The sequence below is a fragment of the Winslowiella toletana genome, assembly GCF_032164335.1.
Taxonomy (GTDB): domain Bacteria; phylum Pseudomonadota; class Gammaproteobacteria; order Enterobacterales; family Enterobacteriaceae; genus Erwinia; species Erwinia toletana_A.
In genome coordinates this window covers 73,613-90,769 of record NZ_CP134153.1, presented here as the reverse complement: position 1 = coordinate 90,769, position 17,157 = coordinate 73,613, and the positions used below count along the sequence as shown (strand labels likewise).

Sequence of the window (17,157 nt, the reverse complement as noted above, 5' to 3'; positions counted from 1 at the left end):
ACCCGCCCGCACTTATGTTGCACGGAAGGAGCAAATGGCGCAGAAACAGGTGTTGAACTTTTCTGAGCATAAAACTATACTCCCTGCATAGAGCAACAGCTTCTATACAGTTTAGGTAAGCCCCGGTAATCTTCTTCGTCGCCAAACATTGAAAGATTATCGGGGTTTTGTCTTTTCTGGTCCCGGGTAGACACCTCATCAGAACCAGTTTCCTGCCACCTTACGGCGTGGCCAGCCATCAAAATTCTTTAAACGATCAGTAATCTAGCACTACGAGCCCACTCAAGCAAGAATGTCAGCCCATAACGCCAGTTTAACTGGCTTTGTCGATTAAACGGCTAAACAGTTCTGCCTGACTCAGACCGCTTTCTGCACACATTTCCTGAAATTTGCTCTTGAGTTCTTTAGGCACAAGGATCTTAATTTCTTTGTGCGTTTCACGTTTCCGCGCAACAAAACTTTGTTGTCGCTCAGAAGCACTCAGCGGATGGTCTTTGCGATACGCACGTTTTTCTTTCGATGAGGAAACTGCATTTCCAGGCTGCGACATCTCTGCCTCCTCAAGGATCAAATCTGGATCTTTGCAGAGGATACTACAGATTCCTGAAATCAGCGACTTACTTTATGAACGTAACCTGTGTTGGCGCACGGTTTACGTTTCAGGATCGTTTTTTGGGATGTCAGTACGTCTGTTTCCAGCCCGTTCCCTGCGCCCAGCGGGATGTCCAATGGTTCAGGTAGCTGCGGGCTAAGACTGGGTCATCCCAGACGACAAGCACGTTCTCCGAATTCGAACGGTCTGCAGCCCGGCTGAAGTTAAATGAGCCGACCTGGGTGTTGCGGCCATCAACGACGATCACTTTGTCATGGAGAGCTTTGTAGGCACTGACTGTACGAACCGGGATACCAGCACCAACCAGAAGGTTCATGGCTGCTTTACTGGCGTTGTTGTTCCTTCCGGTATTAGCTTTCCAGTCCAGAACTACGCCCACATCGATACCCCGACGTTTTGCCCTGACAAGTGCCCTGGCCACCTCCGGAGAGGTGAAGGAATAGCCCATCAGACGGATTTCCTGTTGCGCAGTCTCAATTGTCTTAAGAACCAGCTGGAGAGCTGTACCTTCTAGAGAAAATCCTGCCTCAACGGTGGCAGCGTAAGTATTCGGTACTGGCGCGCACAGAACCAGACCGAGCAGGCCGGGCAGAAGCCATCGGCACATATGTTTTTTAGGCATTGTTTGCATGGTATTTACTTCGCTGGATGTATTCAGAAACGCCGGAATCGGGGGAAACTCGTTTTTCCCCGATTGCCGGGGTTGGACAACGACGCCCTGCGGAGGTGTCAGGCCGTTTAGTTGAACAAACCAGGAGCAGACAGAAGTGTTTTCGCTCTCAAGCTTTGTCCCCCTCGATCCATTGCGGGTAATCCCTGGCAATATCACAACGCAGCGTTTTATTGCCAACGCTGATGATGTAGCCCGGAGAATAGTTCTTTTCACCATCGCTACAGCGTTTATCTTCCTTCTGGCTATTTGTCTTTATCACCTTCGCCAGAATCTGTCGCAGAAGCACGTTAGTCGTGACCTGCTCCGGCACCGCGGGAGGCTCAGCCAGAATCTGTTCAGGTAGTTCTGAATGGATAAGTACAGGCCCTTTTGACGAAGCAAACGTCGGCCCGCTTAATGACAGGCAACCGGAGATAACCGCATACAAAGCGATTTGCTTATTTTTCATGTGAATTCCTTATGTTTGATTGAAGCAACAGTAAAGACAGGTCAGAGAACACTGACCAGAAAACCAATACACAGCAGATGGAGGGCATACGCTGGTGCAAACCACCGTCCGGCCTGCAGGCGTCGTCCGAGAGCCGGTACCAGCCCGTGCACGCAAAACAGCACAGTCAACGTCAGCAGTACGCTGGAGAGCGTCATCACTTCACCATGCCGGGCATTAAGCAGGGCGACCAGCAACAGCCAGACAGCAAACAGGGCTGGCCGCAGTGAGTCCCGGACCTGCCAGATAAGGAGCGCGCCGGCGAGCATCAGCAGACCGGGTATACCGTAACTGGCAGAGCTAAGCGGCAGATACCCCACCAGGGCCGTGAAAGCCGCAACGCCATTAAGCACGGTCGCCGCCTGCAGGAAGCGGGCCACCTGCATCACAACAGCGAAAGCGAACAGGATATTCAGTTGCCACCACATGAGCCCGGCGTCCCTGAAGGACAGCCAGTAACCCGGCTGGGCCAGGAGAGCCATCAGCCACAGGCGGTTAAGGCTGTGCTGACGCAGGGTTTTGCCTGCCATGTTACAGCCGCTGACCAGCGCAAACAGGGGGAATGCACAACGCCCGGCCATGTTCAGTAAGGGCATATCCAGCTGGAAGGCAGTGGCGATGTGGTCTCCCACCATTGCCATAAACGCGATTATCCGGATGACATCGCGCTGTAGCGCGGAGAAATTCAGGACCAGCCTGAAAGGATGCAGGGCAACAGATTTACCCGGACTCATGCCGCAGTCTCCGGTCGTTGTGCGCAAAGGTGTACCCTGACGTGCTCAGCCAGTTGCTGCTCATCATCGCTACGCAGCAGCGGGATACCAGCCTGTTTCAGCACTTCTTCCAGCAGCAGGTCACGCCGCTGACGTTTCGGCGCCTGATGGGAACGATCGTCCAGTTCCACTGCCACAATGATTCGCCCGGTGCGGTCCGTGATAACCACATCGCAATGCCACTGCGATACCAGGCGGAACAGTTGCCACCATTCACGGCTCCCGGACTTACGATCGGGCGCCACTCTGACGATATCGGCCACACGAACCTGCGGGCACAACCGCCACTGGCGGGTATCGGTCACCCTGTCGAGCCGGCGCAGAAAACGCTGCTCCCGTTCCGTCATCAGCTGACCGGCACTGACGAATGACGGTCTGCGGCAAAGCAACTGTTCAGTTCTGCCCGGCCGAATCCCTTTTTCACGCAGTCTCTGCAAAAGTGGATGCCGGGCTGAACCGGCCTGCCTGAGCAATACCACAAATCCGGCGAGCAAAATGGCAATGATGATTATTCCAGCAACCATATACATATCCTCCCTGAATCAGTCCCCACCGAGCGCTTTTTCCAGCTCAATATCTTTTTCCGGTACATTCACCACCCACTCACGCTCCGTACGCAGCATCTGTTCGCGCACCTGCTGGCGGATGCCCCGACCGTCCGCCACCGTTTCCTGAATAGCCTCATCCAGCTCACGTTCTCCCCGTGCTGCACCGTCAGGCAGGCGTCGTTCTTCATCGGCAGACAACAGGGGTTCTGGTCTGGTCCTCTCCTCACCCGGCACTGCCGGCAGCAGTTCCTGCCGGGCCTGCTCCGCCAGCTCCCGGGCCGCTTTTTCCTGTGCCTCTGCCAGTTTCTGCTGCTCATCCGGAGGCAGCATAATGGGGTCTTCCGCTTTCGCCGCCGATTCAACCTCCGCCACACTGCGCACTGTCCGTGCCACCTTATCAGGCTCCGTGATTCGTCCTCCGGTCAGGCGGGCTGTATTGAGCAACCGTTCTTCACCGTGCAGGCGTATCACCACCCCGCTCTCCGGGTTCTCCTGTGCCATGCGCAGCGCCGTCTGTGCATCATCAGCAATGAGTGTCTGTCCGTTACGGCTGGCCTGCAGGCCGGCGAACTGTGCATCCTCCCCACCACGCAGCCGGGACTCATCACTGAGCATCACGCGCATCCCGTCATCCTCAATGCGGATTTCGGTCAGGAGTGCCCCGGCTTCTTTTCCGTGACGGGTCCACGCCGGCAGGGCTACATAAGGTGTCGGGTATTTCCTGCCGGCAGCAATGAAGCGGGCCATCGTTTCGCCCTCAAGGCCGTTTTCCGCCAGCACACGGCGGCCCAGTGCCGTTTTATCCAGCCGTGAGGCGATGGCCAGCAATCGGTTGCCGGTGTCGGATTCGTGGTCACTTTTCTGGTGCAGCAGGTCGTGGGCGGTCTGTCCGGCATTTGAGTGCCGGGCATCGGCACTCCAGCCAGCCAGATCGTCGGTATAAATCTGCACATGCTCCTTTACGCGTGACAGCGTCACATAAGTGGACTCCAGAGACGCCATTCTTTTCCTGCCACCTTCGGTACCGGTCAGGGCAATGGCAAAGCGCTCACTGGCCCCCTGTACGCCATACACCGTCAGGGCATAGGCGAGGTCAATATGACGGTCCTCCGTCATGGCCTGCGGGTCGACAATTTTCTCCTGATCTCCCTGGCGGAAGCGGATGGCCCCGTCGTCAGTGAACCCGGCCACCTCCCACAGGCTGTTGGCCACATAGCCGCGGTCGGTGTCCGAGCGGGTAAAGCGCACCCTGTCCCCCTGACTGATCGTCAGATCGCGGGGTGTGAAGAGGGAAATGTCCTGTGCAGTGTTCTGCTGAGGAGAGATCAGCACCGACTCCCCGTCAGCATTACGCAACGTGACCACGGCGTCCTGCGTATCTACCTCCGCTACAGTCCAGTAGCGCTCGTTCATCATGGCCACGGCGCCGGTATACTCCGCAAAGGTTTCAGCCGCACGCAGGGCATTGTCAGGCACCCGGATCGGCTCCATGACGGTGAACGTGCGTTCTTCAGCACCTGTATCGCCTTTCTCATGCCGGGCGGCATGAATGGCATCATTGATGGCATGACGATCGGCGTTGAGTTCCGCCACCACCAGTGTCTGCTGCTGCGCCTCCGGGGTGCGCCCCATCCAGTCATCCCGGATGGCTTCAATGGTGTCGGTCCGGACCAGTGACAATTGCTCTGGAGTCAGTGTCTGCTCGCCGACGGCGGGAGAGTCCTGCTCCTGGTCCTTTTTCGGCGCACGGATTTCCATGACGGAATTCCCAGGCACCCAAGCTCCTTCCTGACGGGGGACCTGTTGCGGGCTGACGTCATCCACCTGGCGCAGTGATGTATCAACCTGACCTGCGATGATGCTTTCAATCGCCGGGCGCAGCGCCGGGGTCTGGCGGACAATCTCCTGCATCACCACCGTATCGATGGCACTGCGCTGCTGCACCAGGCGGAACGGCAGACCGGTTGAGATGGCCTGCAGCTGCGCGGTATCCCCGCTGGAGACCATCCGTCCGCCGCCTGCGGCAACCAGCTGATAGAGCTCTGCCATATCACGGTTGCCCACCATCGAGCTCTCATCGGTCAGGAACAGGACATTGCGGAAGTCCGGTGTTTCCCCGGCCTGTATGGTCAGCCGGGTTTCACTCAGAAAACTGGCCAGTGTTCGTGCCTCCACCCCGGCCTCACGCATCTCATGCACGGCCCGGTGCGTGGGTCCCAGGCCCAATACCCGCGGCCGCACGGATTCAGACAGGGTCTTCAGGGCACCCATCACCGCCCGGAACTGGGTGGTTTTCCCCACCCCGGCATACCCCTGAATGGCCATAAAGCGGTCGGTGTTCTCCAGTACCGTCCGTGTGGCCTCCCGCTGGCCAGCCGTCAGACCGGCCAGCACTGAGGCAGGCGTCAGCGCCATCAGTGGCAGTACAGCATCCTTACCCTCAGCAATATGGCGGATGATGGTCTTTTCCATCTCATACGCCACACGCGGAACAAGCACCCTGTTTCCCGCCCCGGAAACCGAATCCAGCTGAATCAGCTCCCCGCTGTTCACCTGCCGGGCGATTTCAGTCCGGACATCAGCCAGCGGCTGGCCGGATTTTACCGCTTCTGACAGCAGGACAATTTCACTGAGGTGTACCTGTCCCTGCTGCGCGCGCGGGATGGCCAGACTGACGGCCTGCTCTGCATCCGACATCAGACGCTCACGGCTGGCCTGTATGGCGGTATCCAGATTTGCCTCGCCGGTCGACTGACGGACCTGGTCACTGGCCAGTCGCACGGCGGACACGCTTTCCACTTTGCGCGCAGCCTGCTCAGGCGCAAGCGGCGTATAAATCCGGATGTCGCTGCCACTCTGCGCCAGCGCATTCAGGGTCTGTTTATTCAGGCCTCGCGGACCGACTGCGGCCAGTACCGTGCGCGACGCGCTGGTACCCGCCCCGGTCCCTTCCACATAGTCATGAGCCAGCTTTACGGCCCGTTCAGTGGGCAGGCGCAGTTCCCGGTCGCCGCTTCGCAGCCGTACCACGCCATTTTCCAGCCCCGCCACTGTGAACTGCTCTTTCGCTTTGATGGCTCCCTTCAGCTCACGCCCCAGCGCCCTGACGCGGTCCCCTTCAGAAATTTCCAGTGTCCGGCTGCGGTACAGGCTCCAGCTGCCGTCAACCTGCGTGACCTTCAGGGTCAGGCGACTGCCGTCTTCTCCCTGCAGCACCAGGCTGTTAGTGGCCTCAGCCACCCGGTCAATGGTGTGCCGTGTCATCGTTTTCTTCTCAGCGTCCCAGTGCTCCATCACCATCCCGGGCCGGTAGTTATCGCGCTGATGACGGGTTTTGCTGTCCAGCCACACCGGCTCCAGTACCCTGAGTGTCACCTGCTCCCGGGCCAGCTCACCCGCATCACGCCGTATATCCCTGATAACCTCCGTCAGCTGCTGCTGTTCCCGGGCACCGGTCACCTGGGCCACGACATCCCGCCCTTCAGCAGACAGGCGCACGTACTCCTGCGCCAGCTGGCCATAACGGCTCCGTTTGTCCGCCTCGCTGACCAGCCGCACCTCCGGCAGCTGCGTGCTGTAAAACCGGTACTGCGGGATATCCGCCTCTTTCAGCACAGACAGGGCATTCCCCGTTCCCTGTCGGTTCTCCGTATCCATAAAAATCAGCTGCGCACCGGCGCTGAGCGCCTTTTCCTGCAGCAGCACGGTTTCTTTCAGCGACAGTCTCTCCGCCCGGTCAACGATAACTGTGCCCTGCACCGGCAATACGGTGTCTGCATTCATCTGCGAGCGCAGCATTACATTGCCTGCCAGATGCGGGCTTTCTGACAGAAACTGGCCACTACGACCGTCGGCTGCAATCACCATCACCTCACGGCCCTGTGAGCGGGCCATCATGGCCACGTCCTCCGTGCGCTCACGCAGGGTCTGCGCGCCTCCGCGACCACTGAGAATGGCCACAGGGCTTTTATCCTGCGTCAGCACAGAGACAGCATCACCTGCCGGCATCTCGCGCTCCTGTGCCCGTTCAGGAAAGATAAGTACGGTTTGCTCCTGAATGGCCGTGCGCGCCAGCTGATGGACGCTGAGTTCGTTCAGCAGGTGAATATCGGAAGTAAAAATGCCCTTTTCACGGTCAAGCGGGATAAGCCGCTGCTCTTCAATCGCGGCATCGATGCCGGCACGGGCCTGCTCAAAAAGACCAGTTGCAGAGGGCAGACGACTGACCGTGCCGGCCAGCATCTCCGACCAGGTGAACTGGACCTTCTTCTCCGACAACGCCGAAATCGTATCACTGACGGCTTTCTGCACGTCTGACTCAGAAATCTGAGCGGAAGACGCACCACCAGGCTGGCCTGTAGCCCGAATACCCTCTGTACCGCCGACAGCAGAGCCTGGTGGCTCCGCCCGCGTCTGCGCCTGGCCGATGTAGTTATCGATATCGAATTTTTCATCGGTCAGCCGCCGGCGCCACTCAGCTTTCAGCAGGTCCGGGTCGGCCCAGGCTTTAGCCTGGCGGGTATCAAGTGCGGCAACGTCGCGGGATTTTTTGGACGCATCCGGCCCTGCCGCTTCGCTGATAGCCTGACTTCGGGTCGAAAACGGCGCAACGGGAACATCTTTCAGCTCCCAGAGACCATTTTTACCGGCTGCAACCGTTTCATAACCGAGTTTTTCCGCCTCCTGTCTGAAGGGTTGCAGTACGAGGTTTCCGATCGCCACCTGCAGCGCATACAGATTTTCACCGAATCCGGTTTTCATACGTGTATCGCTGGCCAGCGCCCGCCATTTGTCTTCCGCAAACGTAGTATTGAACACTAACGCATGCGTATGGATCTGCGGATCTAAAGCACGGGAGGTATCATGGTTGTACAGTGCGGCCACCATGTTTCCCGTCAGAACAGTGTCGGTTTTTCCACCGTCCGTGATGCGCGCACTGATAAGCTTCTCAACCTCTTTCATGCCGTTTTCCACACTGCGGTTCCACGCATCAAGCAGGCGGGTATCACCACCAATGAGGATCATCATCGACACACTTTTGGGGGCTGAAAAGGTCAGGTCGTAGCCACTGCGGTGTTTATTCACGCCATTGACCATTCTGGAGAGATCGGTGCCGTCAGGAAGTTTGCCCTGACGTATCGCATCCATATCGGCGTTGGCGACTTCGCCCTTCAGGCCCAGTTTCTCCGCGCCATCTCCCAGCCAGCGAGACTCCAGCGAACCGCTGGCATAGTAGTTGTCTTCATGACTGTAATAGGCCGAATCACCCTTTATAGAAGAAATGGAAAGCATCAGAACACCTCCCTGTCGTCATCAAAGTCATGCGTTTTATCTGTCGCATGGTTGATGTTGACCTCTTCCCTGCGGGTCATATCGCGAGTCTGGTGTGAGGTCTGAGCCCATGCCTCATACGCTGCGAAATCCACAACCTCACCGTCGCTGTTCAGGCCCGGGGGAACATCCTGTGGTAAATCCTGTTCGATATCACGCTCAGTCCCTCCGGTCGAGGCTGAGCCACCTTCAGCGGCAACTGCAGTGGAAGCCGTGTTTTCGGTATCTGCATCGCCGGAAGTACCCTTTGTCTGCAATGGCCACGTCGCAGGAGGCGTGTTCGCTTCCGCAAGAACAGCAGCCACCAGGTCGGCAGAAGGGGGAGGGGTATTCGAAAGATTACCCTCCGGTATAAACGCACCGCCCGGAACAGCCTGAATTAACGATTCTCCCTCGAACAATCCGGCAAACTTGTGCCGTTCTTCTTCACCGCGGCGCCGAATTTCATCCTCAAGCGTCTGATCGAGACTCGTCTGTACGTCACGCAGCAACAGGGCATCTGCCACTTTAGGCATTGCCTCATAGCTCATGGAGAGTTTTACAACGGGATAGTCACCGGGCAGGGTGACATAACACTGCAGATCGTTAAGTTTCTGGATGTCTGAATAGGTCACCACCGTGACACGCTCTTCCTCCTTGCCGAAAGAAATCCCGTCACGGACCTGCTCATGGCCGAAGCTGGTCTGTTCACTGAATTTTTTACGACGGGTTTCACCCAGATCTTTTTCTACAAACTGCGCAATTTCCGCACTCGGGGAACGAAAAAAGAATTTGGTGTTCAGCAGGTCAAACAGTCCCGCTGCGGCTTTAGGACCATAGATTTCTTCCATCTGGGCGATGTTCTGAAAACCCAGCACAAAACAACCGCCAAATTTACGAGCTTCTGAAATAATCCGCGGTAATGAGGACAATTTATGCAGCGACGCCAGTTCGTCATAGAAGAACCAGACACGCCGCTGCCGGTTCGGCCCCATAGCGAGAAGACTGGTGGCGGCAATGCTGAGCCACAATGAAATAAGCGGCTTGAGGGACTCATGGTTTTGTTCATCGGAGGTAATGAAAAGCCAGCCATTCTTCGATTTATCGGTCTGGCCCTTCATCCATTCCCGGATGGTAAACTTCTCCCGCCCCGGACGGTCAATGCCCTGCAGGTAGCGCAGAGCTTTAACGTAGTTTGTCAGTACGCTCCGGATAGAGATGGCTGTTTTCTCAATCTTGCCGTCAACCAGTGTGGAGGCTGGCGTACCGGCCAGGAAAGCCCGCAGCTGGTCCAGCTTTATGGCCAGAAGTGTACGCAGGAATTTGTTGTAGCTGCGATCCTCGTCCTTACGCATGCGCTCAGCACCTTCCGCGAAGATGGTGCGCGCACTGCCCTGCCAGAAAGGATCTTCACCGCTACTGGCCGGGATCAGGGTCGTACTGGCATTCTCCAGTTCGGCGATAGAGCGGCATTCCTCCCACAAATCCCAATTTGGGCAACGGGAATCCAGCGCATTAAGTACTTTATCCCGGGACTCGTCGTAGAAGTCCTCAACGAACGTACAGCCTTTGTCATAGATAATGACCAGATCGCCCCTGTCACGCAGCTGTTTTAAAATCTTGCGCATTAGGGTGGATTTACCGGTTGATACCGTGCCATGCATAGCCATATTCTGAATTTCAGAATCCAGCTTCAGCGGCAAGTCATCAATACGAATATCAGATGCTTCCCCGCGTTTTTTCATCATCCGGGCAACTTCTTTTGGCGATTCGCAGAGTACCCGGCCCCCGATAATTTCATCCTCACTCTGTTTACGGCCAGCACGCCCGAGATACCAGTACACGGCCAGTGTGGCCAGAAAGGCGATCAGCAGCGCGGCACATCCTGCAATAACCAGTTCCTGTTTCAGCAGTTGGCCGCAGTACATGGTGTAACTGTCACTCAACACCTGCCTGGCGCTGTACTGCAGGTTATGTTCGTAATAACGGATGGTATAGACGGGCTGACTGACCATTTTTTCAGTAAAGGGCGACATTACTCGAACAAACCAGTAAATAATGCCGTTGGTCAGATTCTGAATACTCATTCGCATAAGCAGGACGGCGATGCCAAATAAAATCGCCCCCATAATAACGTAATAAGAAATCAGGTTATTTATTTGCAGGAACATTTTCAGGCGCATGAAAGCGACCTGACCGCCCTGCGTTAAGTCGCGAGGGTTCAGGCTCATTATATTTCCCATAGACAGACTGATCGTAAAAGCAAAATAAAATTCTTCAGACGATTAGTTTATGGAGCCAAAGAATATTGGAGTGTGTTATTTGCAACAGACAAGCCAGGAATAAGGGTGATTGAATAACCATCCTAGTATTTCAGAGAATATTAGCTACAGATTTTGCAAGCTGTTCCTCAAGCACCGGCTTCGCCTCTTCAAATTTCAGGTTTACTTTATTAGCAGAAGACACAACGCGGGTTTGGTATTTATGCTGATTACCAGTTTGTGTACTGGTCTGTACTTTATAACCAGAAGTGCCCTGTTTCAGAGCAGCGACATTATCGGTCTGCACGCTGGCGTTTGTTTTTTCAGAAATCTGAATATCCGTCACCATCGTATAGTTGATATCTTCCACCATCGCGTCAGCGGCCATTCCCACCAGACCAGCCGCCAGGCCAACACCTAATGTTGCGCCGGCAGAACTGGAGTTATAACCGGTAATCCCCGCACCTAATGCGGCACCCGCTATCGCCCCTTCATAGCCCTGGTTCAGGAACCCCTGGGCGGTACGCAGGTCCATTTTATCCGCTTTAAGGATATTCGCCTGAATCCAGTAATGTGCGTTTTCCGGTGATGAGGTGACGGTGTAGCCTTTCTCCTGAACAGCTTTAGCGACTTTGGCTTGCAGGCCAGACATGTCTTTATCAGAGGTATTCTTGATCTGCAGGAACACTGTTTTCTGTGAAGAAGGCTCAAGCCAGATTGTTTCACTCATCTGAGTCTTCACTTCGAGATTACGTTTCTTTATCGCTGTGCTCATCGCTCCACAACCAGACAAGATCAGGGTGGAGGATAATACGGCAGTCATTGCCATCAACTTAATGCTTTGTTTCATATTTTTCTCATTTCCATATAAGTTGCATGATATCTATCATGCCCAGAAGAACCACTATCATCACCACACTCTCAGAGTGTGGTATGAATGATGTACAGGCAGAAGCATAACCATATCAATCATAAGGTTATGCTGAAGTTTTGAACGCAGGGTCATTTACTCATTAGCAAAGCCCTGAAGATATGGCTTATTTGGGGGTTGCGGAGAGCAGTTCTTTCACTTTTGACAAACTACTCACCACCGCAGGTGTCATATATCGGGATAATGAACCCTGTAAAAATAGAGCACTTATAATAAATGTCACAAACCATGAAAACCCCAGACCTGAGACAAAACTCTCTCCAACCCACAGTAAAATCACTCCAACTATGGAATTTGTGAACAGGAGAAAAACACTATAGAAGTGGATCTTTTTCTCAATTAACCCAATTAAAACCGACCGATTTCTTATCTCGTAGCCTAATGCAATTCTCATGCAGACAAAATTATAGGATGACATTAAAAAAACAAGACTAAAAAAAACATTTGAACCAAGAGCTATCACCAATGTATCAAAATAATGATATTCCACTCGCCCAGCATTTATAAACACATCAGTAGCAATAAAAAATAGCTGGATAGCGTAAACAATAACTAACTTACTGAAAATAACTTTTAGAATCTGGCTATTAGATGGAATCTCATAGTCTCGATTCTTAAGCTCATCAAGAACATATGCAGCATCCTTTTCCAGTTCTGAGCGCTTCATCTTTCCCTCTCTTACTCTTTATTAAACTTATCCTGCAATTCATCCTTGATTCTGTTCAAATCATTCCTTCCAATGCTATTGTCTCCAATCTTATCACTTTGCCTTTTTTCTTCCGCGATCTTAGCTTCATTAAAGTTTTTATTACCCTGTTCATGTTCATTCTGCAAGCGATTGTAATCCGTCCTGGCAGAATTACCGGATGAGTTCACGGAATTTTTATCATTATCGATCTGAGATTCAGCACTATTGCGGCGATGTTGTACATCAGCACCAACCTCATTACCTTGTTTCACTCCATTCGCACTGGCCAGTGCATTCATGCTGCCCTGCTGCTGAGCGTATTCCGCCTGAAGGTCTACGTGACCTGATGATGCGCCGACACCGCCGATTCCGTCACCGGTTCGTCCTTTATTTTGTTCAAATTCCTGCAGCAATTGTGGTTTCATGCGATCTTCCACAAATTCCTGGACCATCCTGTCTCGTTCTGCACGCACCTCAGGGCTGGCTGCATCCGACAATAGTTTATCAGCTTCACCCGGGCGCTTACTGGTGACATAACCGACAAACTCCTGAGAGTAGTTCTGGTTAATATTGGCACTGTTATTTTCTGCATAGCTGGCCAGCTGAGAGTATTCATGACTACGGGTAATCGCATCGTTAAACTGCGATGCCTGGCTTTGCAAACTGGAGAATGTTGAAGACAGTTGGTTAGCAAGGGATGATGATGCATTGTCGGTATGGCTGCCGCTGTCCGTCACGCGGGTAGACGTCACAACGTCCATTGCGTCGCGGAAATCCTTCAGTTCCTGCGCACTGAAACCTTTGCTTGTTCCACCCTGATGGGTCAAATCGGAACTGGTACCATGCGAAGAACCACTCCTGCCGGTATACTCTGCCTTCAGATGCCCCTCTCCTGAGACTTTCATCCCGGTAGCCAGTCCAGCAACTTTACCCAGAACTTGTCGATCGGAATCGAAAGAAATCTGAGCACTTCCGCCTGCTCCGGCACTCATATCCTGACTTTTAGTTGCCGCTGCCCGAATACCTTCCGCCAGAGTGGTATTTTCATCGCGGGCATAGCGGGAACCAATAGACTGAATGGTGTTCAGTGCTTTGGTCAGATTGCTGTTAGTCGACGTGTCTGTACCCGAAACAGTGGTATCGCTGTTACCACGCTGCTGACTCCACTGGTTTAACTGCGATGTCGCCAGGCTTGAGGTCTGAGACAAGCTGTTGCTCAGGCTTTGAGCCTCGCTGATAGCATCGCGTTGCTGTTTCTGCCAACTGCTTGTCGCCGTTTTACCCAGCATGATATCCACCGGCAGTTTTGATATGGACTCAGCATTATTGAACACCTGCTGACCTGACGAAGTCAGGGTTTTCGTCGCCCCGCTCTCAAGCTGGTTCGTCATATGGCCTTCACGATGGCTGTAGTTGGTATCCCACTTATTACCCTGTACATTCCCCGTCGTCATATTGTTATAGGACCAGTTACCGTCAATCGCCTGCGAAGACGACTGTGTGGAGGCTGACTGCAGGGTCTGTCCCAGATAGTTCCCCGCCTGCGATACCACCTGCCCTAAACCTTTAACCATACCCCATGCGATAAACGGGATGGACAGCGCCAGCCAGCCGGCTGTGGTGCCAATATCGGAATAGGTATTCTGTACCTGGTCAAACGTGGCCAGCGTCACCGCCGTCCCGTTGAGTTTGCCCTGCAGGTAGAAATTCATCGCATGGTTCAGGATGGAGAACAGAATGGGCCACATCTGCAGATAAGCAATGGTGTAGATGTAGCCTTTGATAATGGTCCAGGACAGGGAACTCACCACGGCCAGAACAATCAGCACCGGGAACAGTGCCATTGTCATGCCCAGCAAAACGCTGTGCATCACAGGCAGCGTGTTGGCGGCAATGGACGCACTGGTCGCCTGCGACAGACGCATTTTTGCCATCGATGTCTGCGTGGCAGTGTTCACCAGTCCGGCCGTATCGCCATTCTGCGCTGAAAAACTCTCCAGACCACTGCGCAGGCCATTCATCACCACGTTCTTGCGGATGATTTCGGTGGAGGTCATGGAATTGCCGTGAAAATAGTTATAGCTGTCGCCCAGCATTTCGGTGAACAGTGCCGTACTGGCACCGTTTGTCGGACCAAAGACCTGGTTCGTGAAACCGTGCATCCGGTTAAGCACCTGCTGGAGAAACGGGAACATATTCCGTCCACTGATATCACTCGAATCAGTGTTTATTTTGGTTGTGGCCTGCTCGCAGGTCAGAAAATTGCGGTTTTTGTCATACAGGCCACGCAGCGGGCTGGGTTTACTGAATATCAGCGCATATGGGTCTGTAGAATTCATCAGGTCGCCAATGCTGTACTTGTTGTTCAGCATAATGTCACCCACCACGCAGTTGTGGACGTAATCAGAGAACATGCGCTGAATTTCCGGCTCAGAGAACCGGAAATCACTGCTCCCCGCCGCCAGCTGCGCGCCGAACAGCATCCCGGTTTTGCTGTAAGTCAGCGCGTCCGGCCGGGCAAACACAAAATCGTAAACCTGTGCCATTCCGGCACCAATACGAGTGATCAGGCTGGCCGGGGCTGCAAGGCCGGTCGGGACATTATCAACCTGATAGATGGCCGCAGGCTCAGACAGGTCAATAATCTGCACGTTCCGCTTGTCCCCGACCAGAACGGCAATCACCAGGACATAAAACCCGGCCCATTTGACCAGGTCCATAATATTGCGTGTCCGGATATAGGTTGCCGCCCCGACAATCACCGATACGGCAGTGGCCATAGCAATCAGTGAGTCTCCGGCCCTGCTGTTAAAAAATGCCGCCACGCCATTGAGCGTATCCTGAAACCACGCCCCGCCGGCAACGGTGTAAATCGTATCAACGGCCATATCAATTCACCCTGCTGAACTGGTAGTTACCCAGCACACGATCGCTCATCTTTGAGGAGACCTGCTGGCGGATAAAGCGGATTTGCTGCTGCGCGGAGATAAGGGCATCCTCCTTAATCTGTACCTCCATACGCAGCGAGTTAAGGGCCTGTCTGGCATCGGACAGGCCATTTTTCAGCTCCTTCATGTTGGCGCCCGGGTAATCTTTGGTGGCAAGCGATCCGTTAACCACCTTCATCACGGCTTCCAGATACTGCAGATAAATATCGACCGCGATGTAATCCGTCAGCTGAGCAAACAGGGACTGCGAGACGCTCAGTGACGACTGGTCCACAATCCAGGAGAGGATGGGGATGGAGGTACTGTTGATGAACTGCTTCTCTTTTTCCGTCAGCGGTGTGTCGGTGATGGCCTTGTTCTCGATGCTGGTCAGCATGTCCTGCACCATCTTAATAAGGGATTTGTCTGCGGAAATTGTCACGTTATTCAGGGTCGGGGACAGGCATTTATTCTGGTTATCGCAAACGTATACCTTTGCCGTCCCCCCGCTCATCATCGCTGTCAGCAGGCTGCGGTCCGATGCCATTGAAGACAGAACCCGCAATTCGCCGTTGCTGCCGAAAATCACCGAACCACTGATGCTCATGGCGAACTGACGCAGCTCTGCGTTGCTGCTGAGCGAGCTGTTGCCGAGCGCATCCCACATCAGGTTGATATCCTTCAGTACCTGGTCCTTTTCCGCGCCGGTGGCCTTGTCAGCGACGGAGCCGTATTTGCCGCCTGAAGTACACCCCTGGCGGGAGGCAACCCAGTCAGAGAAGACACTTTTCTGCCCGCCAACAGACTGGCAGACGTTCTGCTGACTCTCGCCCCACAGCGATGCCACGCTGTCGACCATCGCCTTTGCCGCCTGACAGCTGGACATATTGAACCGGTTAATATCAGCAGCCATCTTCTGCAGAAAGTCTTTAGCGGCCTTGAGTTCCGGTACGGTGGTTTCCAGCGCAAGGTCAAAGAAGTAGCCCGCAGCATTAGCCATCGTCTGTTTCACAAATGCCATAATCTGGTCGGAGTTTATGAAAGAGAACGCCCCCAGATACACGTCAATCCCGCCACACCCGGCGTTAATGGACGGCAGGCTAATAGAAACCAGCTGAATGTTCTTGTTGCCAGTGCGCGCATAAAACGAGCCTCCGGAGACATAACGTGCGGCCTGTCCCTGCCAGGCTTTTGCCGAAGTGGTATTGCTGGCATAACTCATGTCATTAAAGAAGGAATTCATGTCATCCTGCAGCGCAGCATGTGCCGTTCCTGCGCTGTACAGGCCCAGCGCAAAGGCCAGGCAGAGCGGTTTCAGTCGCATTATTGTTGCCCCTGAGCGTTGAGTGGAATGCTTTTCCCGGCCTGACGATCCAGCGCCATCCGGAGTACTTCATCGAGGCGGGCGCGGAATTCTCCAGTCCCTGCGGCACCCTGCAGCAGCGGCCAGGTTTCCATCGTATTGACATTGGTCAGAAAGGTGGTTGGCGTGGCCACCGGCAGGCCACTCTGGAAATATTCCATCATCACATCCGGCGTGGCGGGAAGCACATCCGGGAATTCGGCATCGCCCTTCCCGTCAAGGCTGATGGGGAATACGTCAAGACCGGTTTGCTGAGAAAAGGCTTTAAGAACAGGAGCAAACTGGCGGCAGTACTGGCAGGTCGACTGCATGAATAGCACCACCTTCCAGTCCTGCAGGTTAACTTTCCTGCTATCACTCAACGAATACCAGACGGGTGAGGTATTCTGAGCAGCACGGTCTGTGGTTGTTGCCGCCCCGTTTTCTGGCAGGCTGAGCGCATCCATCGCGGGTGCGCTCCGGCCTGTTTTTGCGGCTTCAAGAGCACGAATATCATCCAGCGTCCCAGCCTGCAGACAGCCGGACAGCATCGCCACCATCAGGATGGCGGTCCGCAATACAGTAATAAGCATGGGTTACCTCA

The 17,157-nt window shown here is 54.2% G+C and carries 13 protein-coding genes and 1 pseudogene; 1 reads left to right on the top strand and 13 read right to left on the bottom strand.

Annotation, left to right across the window (positions count from 1 at the left end):
* On the bottom strand, positions 1-70 hold a 70-nt coding region (tap, locus tag RIN69_RS22875), incomplete at its 3' end, for a RepA leader peptide Tap (RefSeq protein ID WP_196551582.1).
* An 85-nt stretch (positions 71-155) separates the two neighbouring features.
* Here tap and RIN69_RS22870 point away from each other — a divergent pair.
* Positions 156-263: pseudogene (locus RIN69_RS22870) on the top strand (replication protein RepA).
* Positions 264-313: 50 nt separating this feature from the next.
* Here RIN69_RS22870 and repA read toward each other — a convergent pair.
* The 12 genes from repA to trbB form a co-directional block, all read right to left on the bottom strand.
* Entirely contained in the window at positions 314-550 is a 237-nt protein-coding gene (gene repA, locus RIN69_RS22865; RefSeq protein ID WP_313858006.1) for a replication regulatory protein RepA, read from the bottom strand.
* A gap of 130 nt (positions 551-680) precedes the next feature.
* Entirely contained in the window at positions 681-1,244 is a 564-nt protein-coding gene (locus RIN69_RS22860) for a phospholipase D family nuclease (RefSeq protein WP_313858005.1), read from the bottom strand.
* A 148-nt stretch (positions 1,245-1,392) separates the two neighbouring features.
* On the bottom strand, positions 1,393-1,734 hold the full coding sequence (locus RIN69_RS22855; protein WP_313858004.1) for a hypothetical protein: 342 nt from the start codon (positions 1,732-1,734) through the stop codon (positions 1,393-1,395).
* A gap of 41 nt (positions 1,735-1,775) precedes the next feature.
* Positions 1,776-2,507: a type-F conjugative transfer system pilin acetylase TraX gene (gene traX / locus RIN69_RS22850; RefSeq protein WP_313858003.1), complete on the bottom strand. Its 732-nt coding sequence runs from the start codon at positions 2,505-2,507 to the stop codon at positions 1,776-1,778.
* Positions 2,504-3,070 (bottom strand): DUF2726 domain-containing protein, encoded by a 567-nt coding sequence (locus RIN69_RS22845; protein ID WP_079896911.1) that lies wholly within the window; start codon positions 3,068-3,070, stop codon positions 2,504-2,506. Before RIN69_RS22845 ends, traX begins: the two co-directional genes overlap by 4 nt.
* Before the next feature lie 18 nt (positions 3,071-3,088).
* Positions 3,089-8,386, bottom strand: coding sequence for a conjugative transfer relaxase/helicase TraI (gene traI, locus RIN69_RS22840; RefSeq protein WP_313858001.1), 5,298 nt, complete (start codon positions 8,384-8,386; stop codon positions 3,089-3,091).
* Positions 8,386-10,635 carry a type IV conjugative transfer system coupling protein TraD gene (gene traD, locus RIN69_RS22835; RefSeq protein WP_313858000.1) on the bottom strand — a complete coding sequence of 750 codons (2,250 nt, stop codon included), beginning with the start codon at positions 10,633-10,635 and terminating at the stop codon, positions 8,386-8,388. Before traD ends, traI begins: the two co-directional genes overlap by 1 nt.
* Positions 10,636-10,777: 142 nt before the next feature.
* The gene (gene traT, locus RIN69_RS22830; protein ID WP_313857999.1) at positions 10,778-11,515 is read right to left on the bottom strand and encodes a conjugal transfer complement resistance protein TraT; all 738 of its coding nucleotides are present in this window, start codon (positions 11,513-11,515) and stop codon (positions 10,778-10,780) included.
* Positions 11,516-11,702: 187 nt separating this feature from the next.
* On the bottom strand, positions 11,703-12,263 hold the full coding sequence (locus RIN69_RS22825; protein ID WP_313857997.1) for a protein traS: 561 nt from the start codon (positions 12,261-12,263) through the stop codon (positions 11,703-11,705).
* Between the two features lie 11 nt (positions 12,264-12,274).
* Positions 12,275-15,172, bottom strand: coding sequence for a conjugal transfer mating-pair stabilization protein TraG (gene traG, locus RIN69_RS22820; RefSeq protein WP_313857996.1), 2,898 nt, complete (start codon positions 15,170-15,172; stop codon positions 12,275-12,277).
* Between the two features lies 1 nt (position 15,173).
* The gene (gene traH, locus RIN69_RS22815; RefSeq protein ID WP_079896870.1) at positions 15,174-16,535 is read right to left on the bottom strand and encodes a conjugal transfer pilus assembly protein TraH; all 1,362 of its coding nucleotides are present in this window, start codon (positions 16,533-16,535) and stop codon (positions 15,174-15,176) included.
* A complete protein-coding gene (gene trbB / locus RIN69_RS22810) occupies positions 16,535-17,146 on the bottom strand; it encodes a type-F conjugative transfer system pilin assembly thiol-disulfide isomerase TrbB (protein ID WP_313857994.1) in 612 nt (203 codons plus the stop codon). Before trbB ends, traH begins: the two co-directional genes overlap by 1 nt.
* Between the last annotated feature and the right edge of the window lie 11 nt (positions 17,147-17,157).

Coding starts and splice junctions, on each gene's coding strand:
- repA (WP_313858006.1), bottom strand. CDS start 550: ATGTCGCAGCCTGGAAATGCAGTTTCCTCATCGAAAGAAAAACGTGCG.
- RIN69_RS22860 (WP_313858005.1), bottom strand. CDS start 1,244: ATGCAAACAATGCCTAAAAAACATATGTGCCGATGGCTTCTGCCCGGC.
- RIN69_RS22855 (WP_313858004.1), bottom strand. CDS start 1,734: ATGAAAAATAAGCAAATCGCTTTGTATGCGGTTATCTCCGGTTGCCTG.
- traX (WP_313858003.1), bottom strand. CDS start 2,507: ATGAGTCCGGGTAAATCTGTTGCCCTGCATCCTTTCAGGCTGGTCCTG.
- RIN69_RS22845 (WP_079896911.1), bottom strand. CDS start 3,070: ATGGTTGCTGGAATAATCATCATTGCCATTTTGCTCGCCGGATTTGTG.
- traI (WP_313858001.1), bottom strand. CDS start 8,386: ATGCTTTCCATTTCTTCTATAAAGGGTGATTCGGCCTATTACAGTCAT.
- traD (WP_313858000.1), bottom strand. CDS start 10,635: ATGAGCCTGAACCCTCGCGACTTAACGCAGGGCGGTCAGGTCGCTTTC.
- traT (WP_313857999.1), bottom strand. CDS start 11,515: ATGAAACAAAGCATTAAGTTGATGGCAATGACTGCCGTATTATCCTCC.
- RIN69_RS22825 (WP_313857997.1), bottom strand. CDS start 12,263: ATGAAGCGCTCAGAACTGGAAAAGGATGCTGCATATGTTCTTGATGAG.
- traG (WP_313857996.1), bottom strand. CDS start 15,172: ATGGCCGTTGATACGATTTACACCGTTGCCGGCGGGGCGTGGTTTCAG.
- traH (WP_079896870.1), bottom strand. CDS start 16,535: ATGCGACTGAAACCGCTCTGCCTGGCCTTTGCGCTGGGCCTGTACAGC.
- trbB (WP_313857994.1), bottom strand. CDS start 17,146: ATGCTTATTACTGTATTGCGGACCGCCATCCTGATGGTGGCGATGCTG.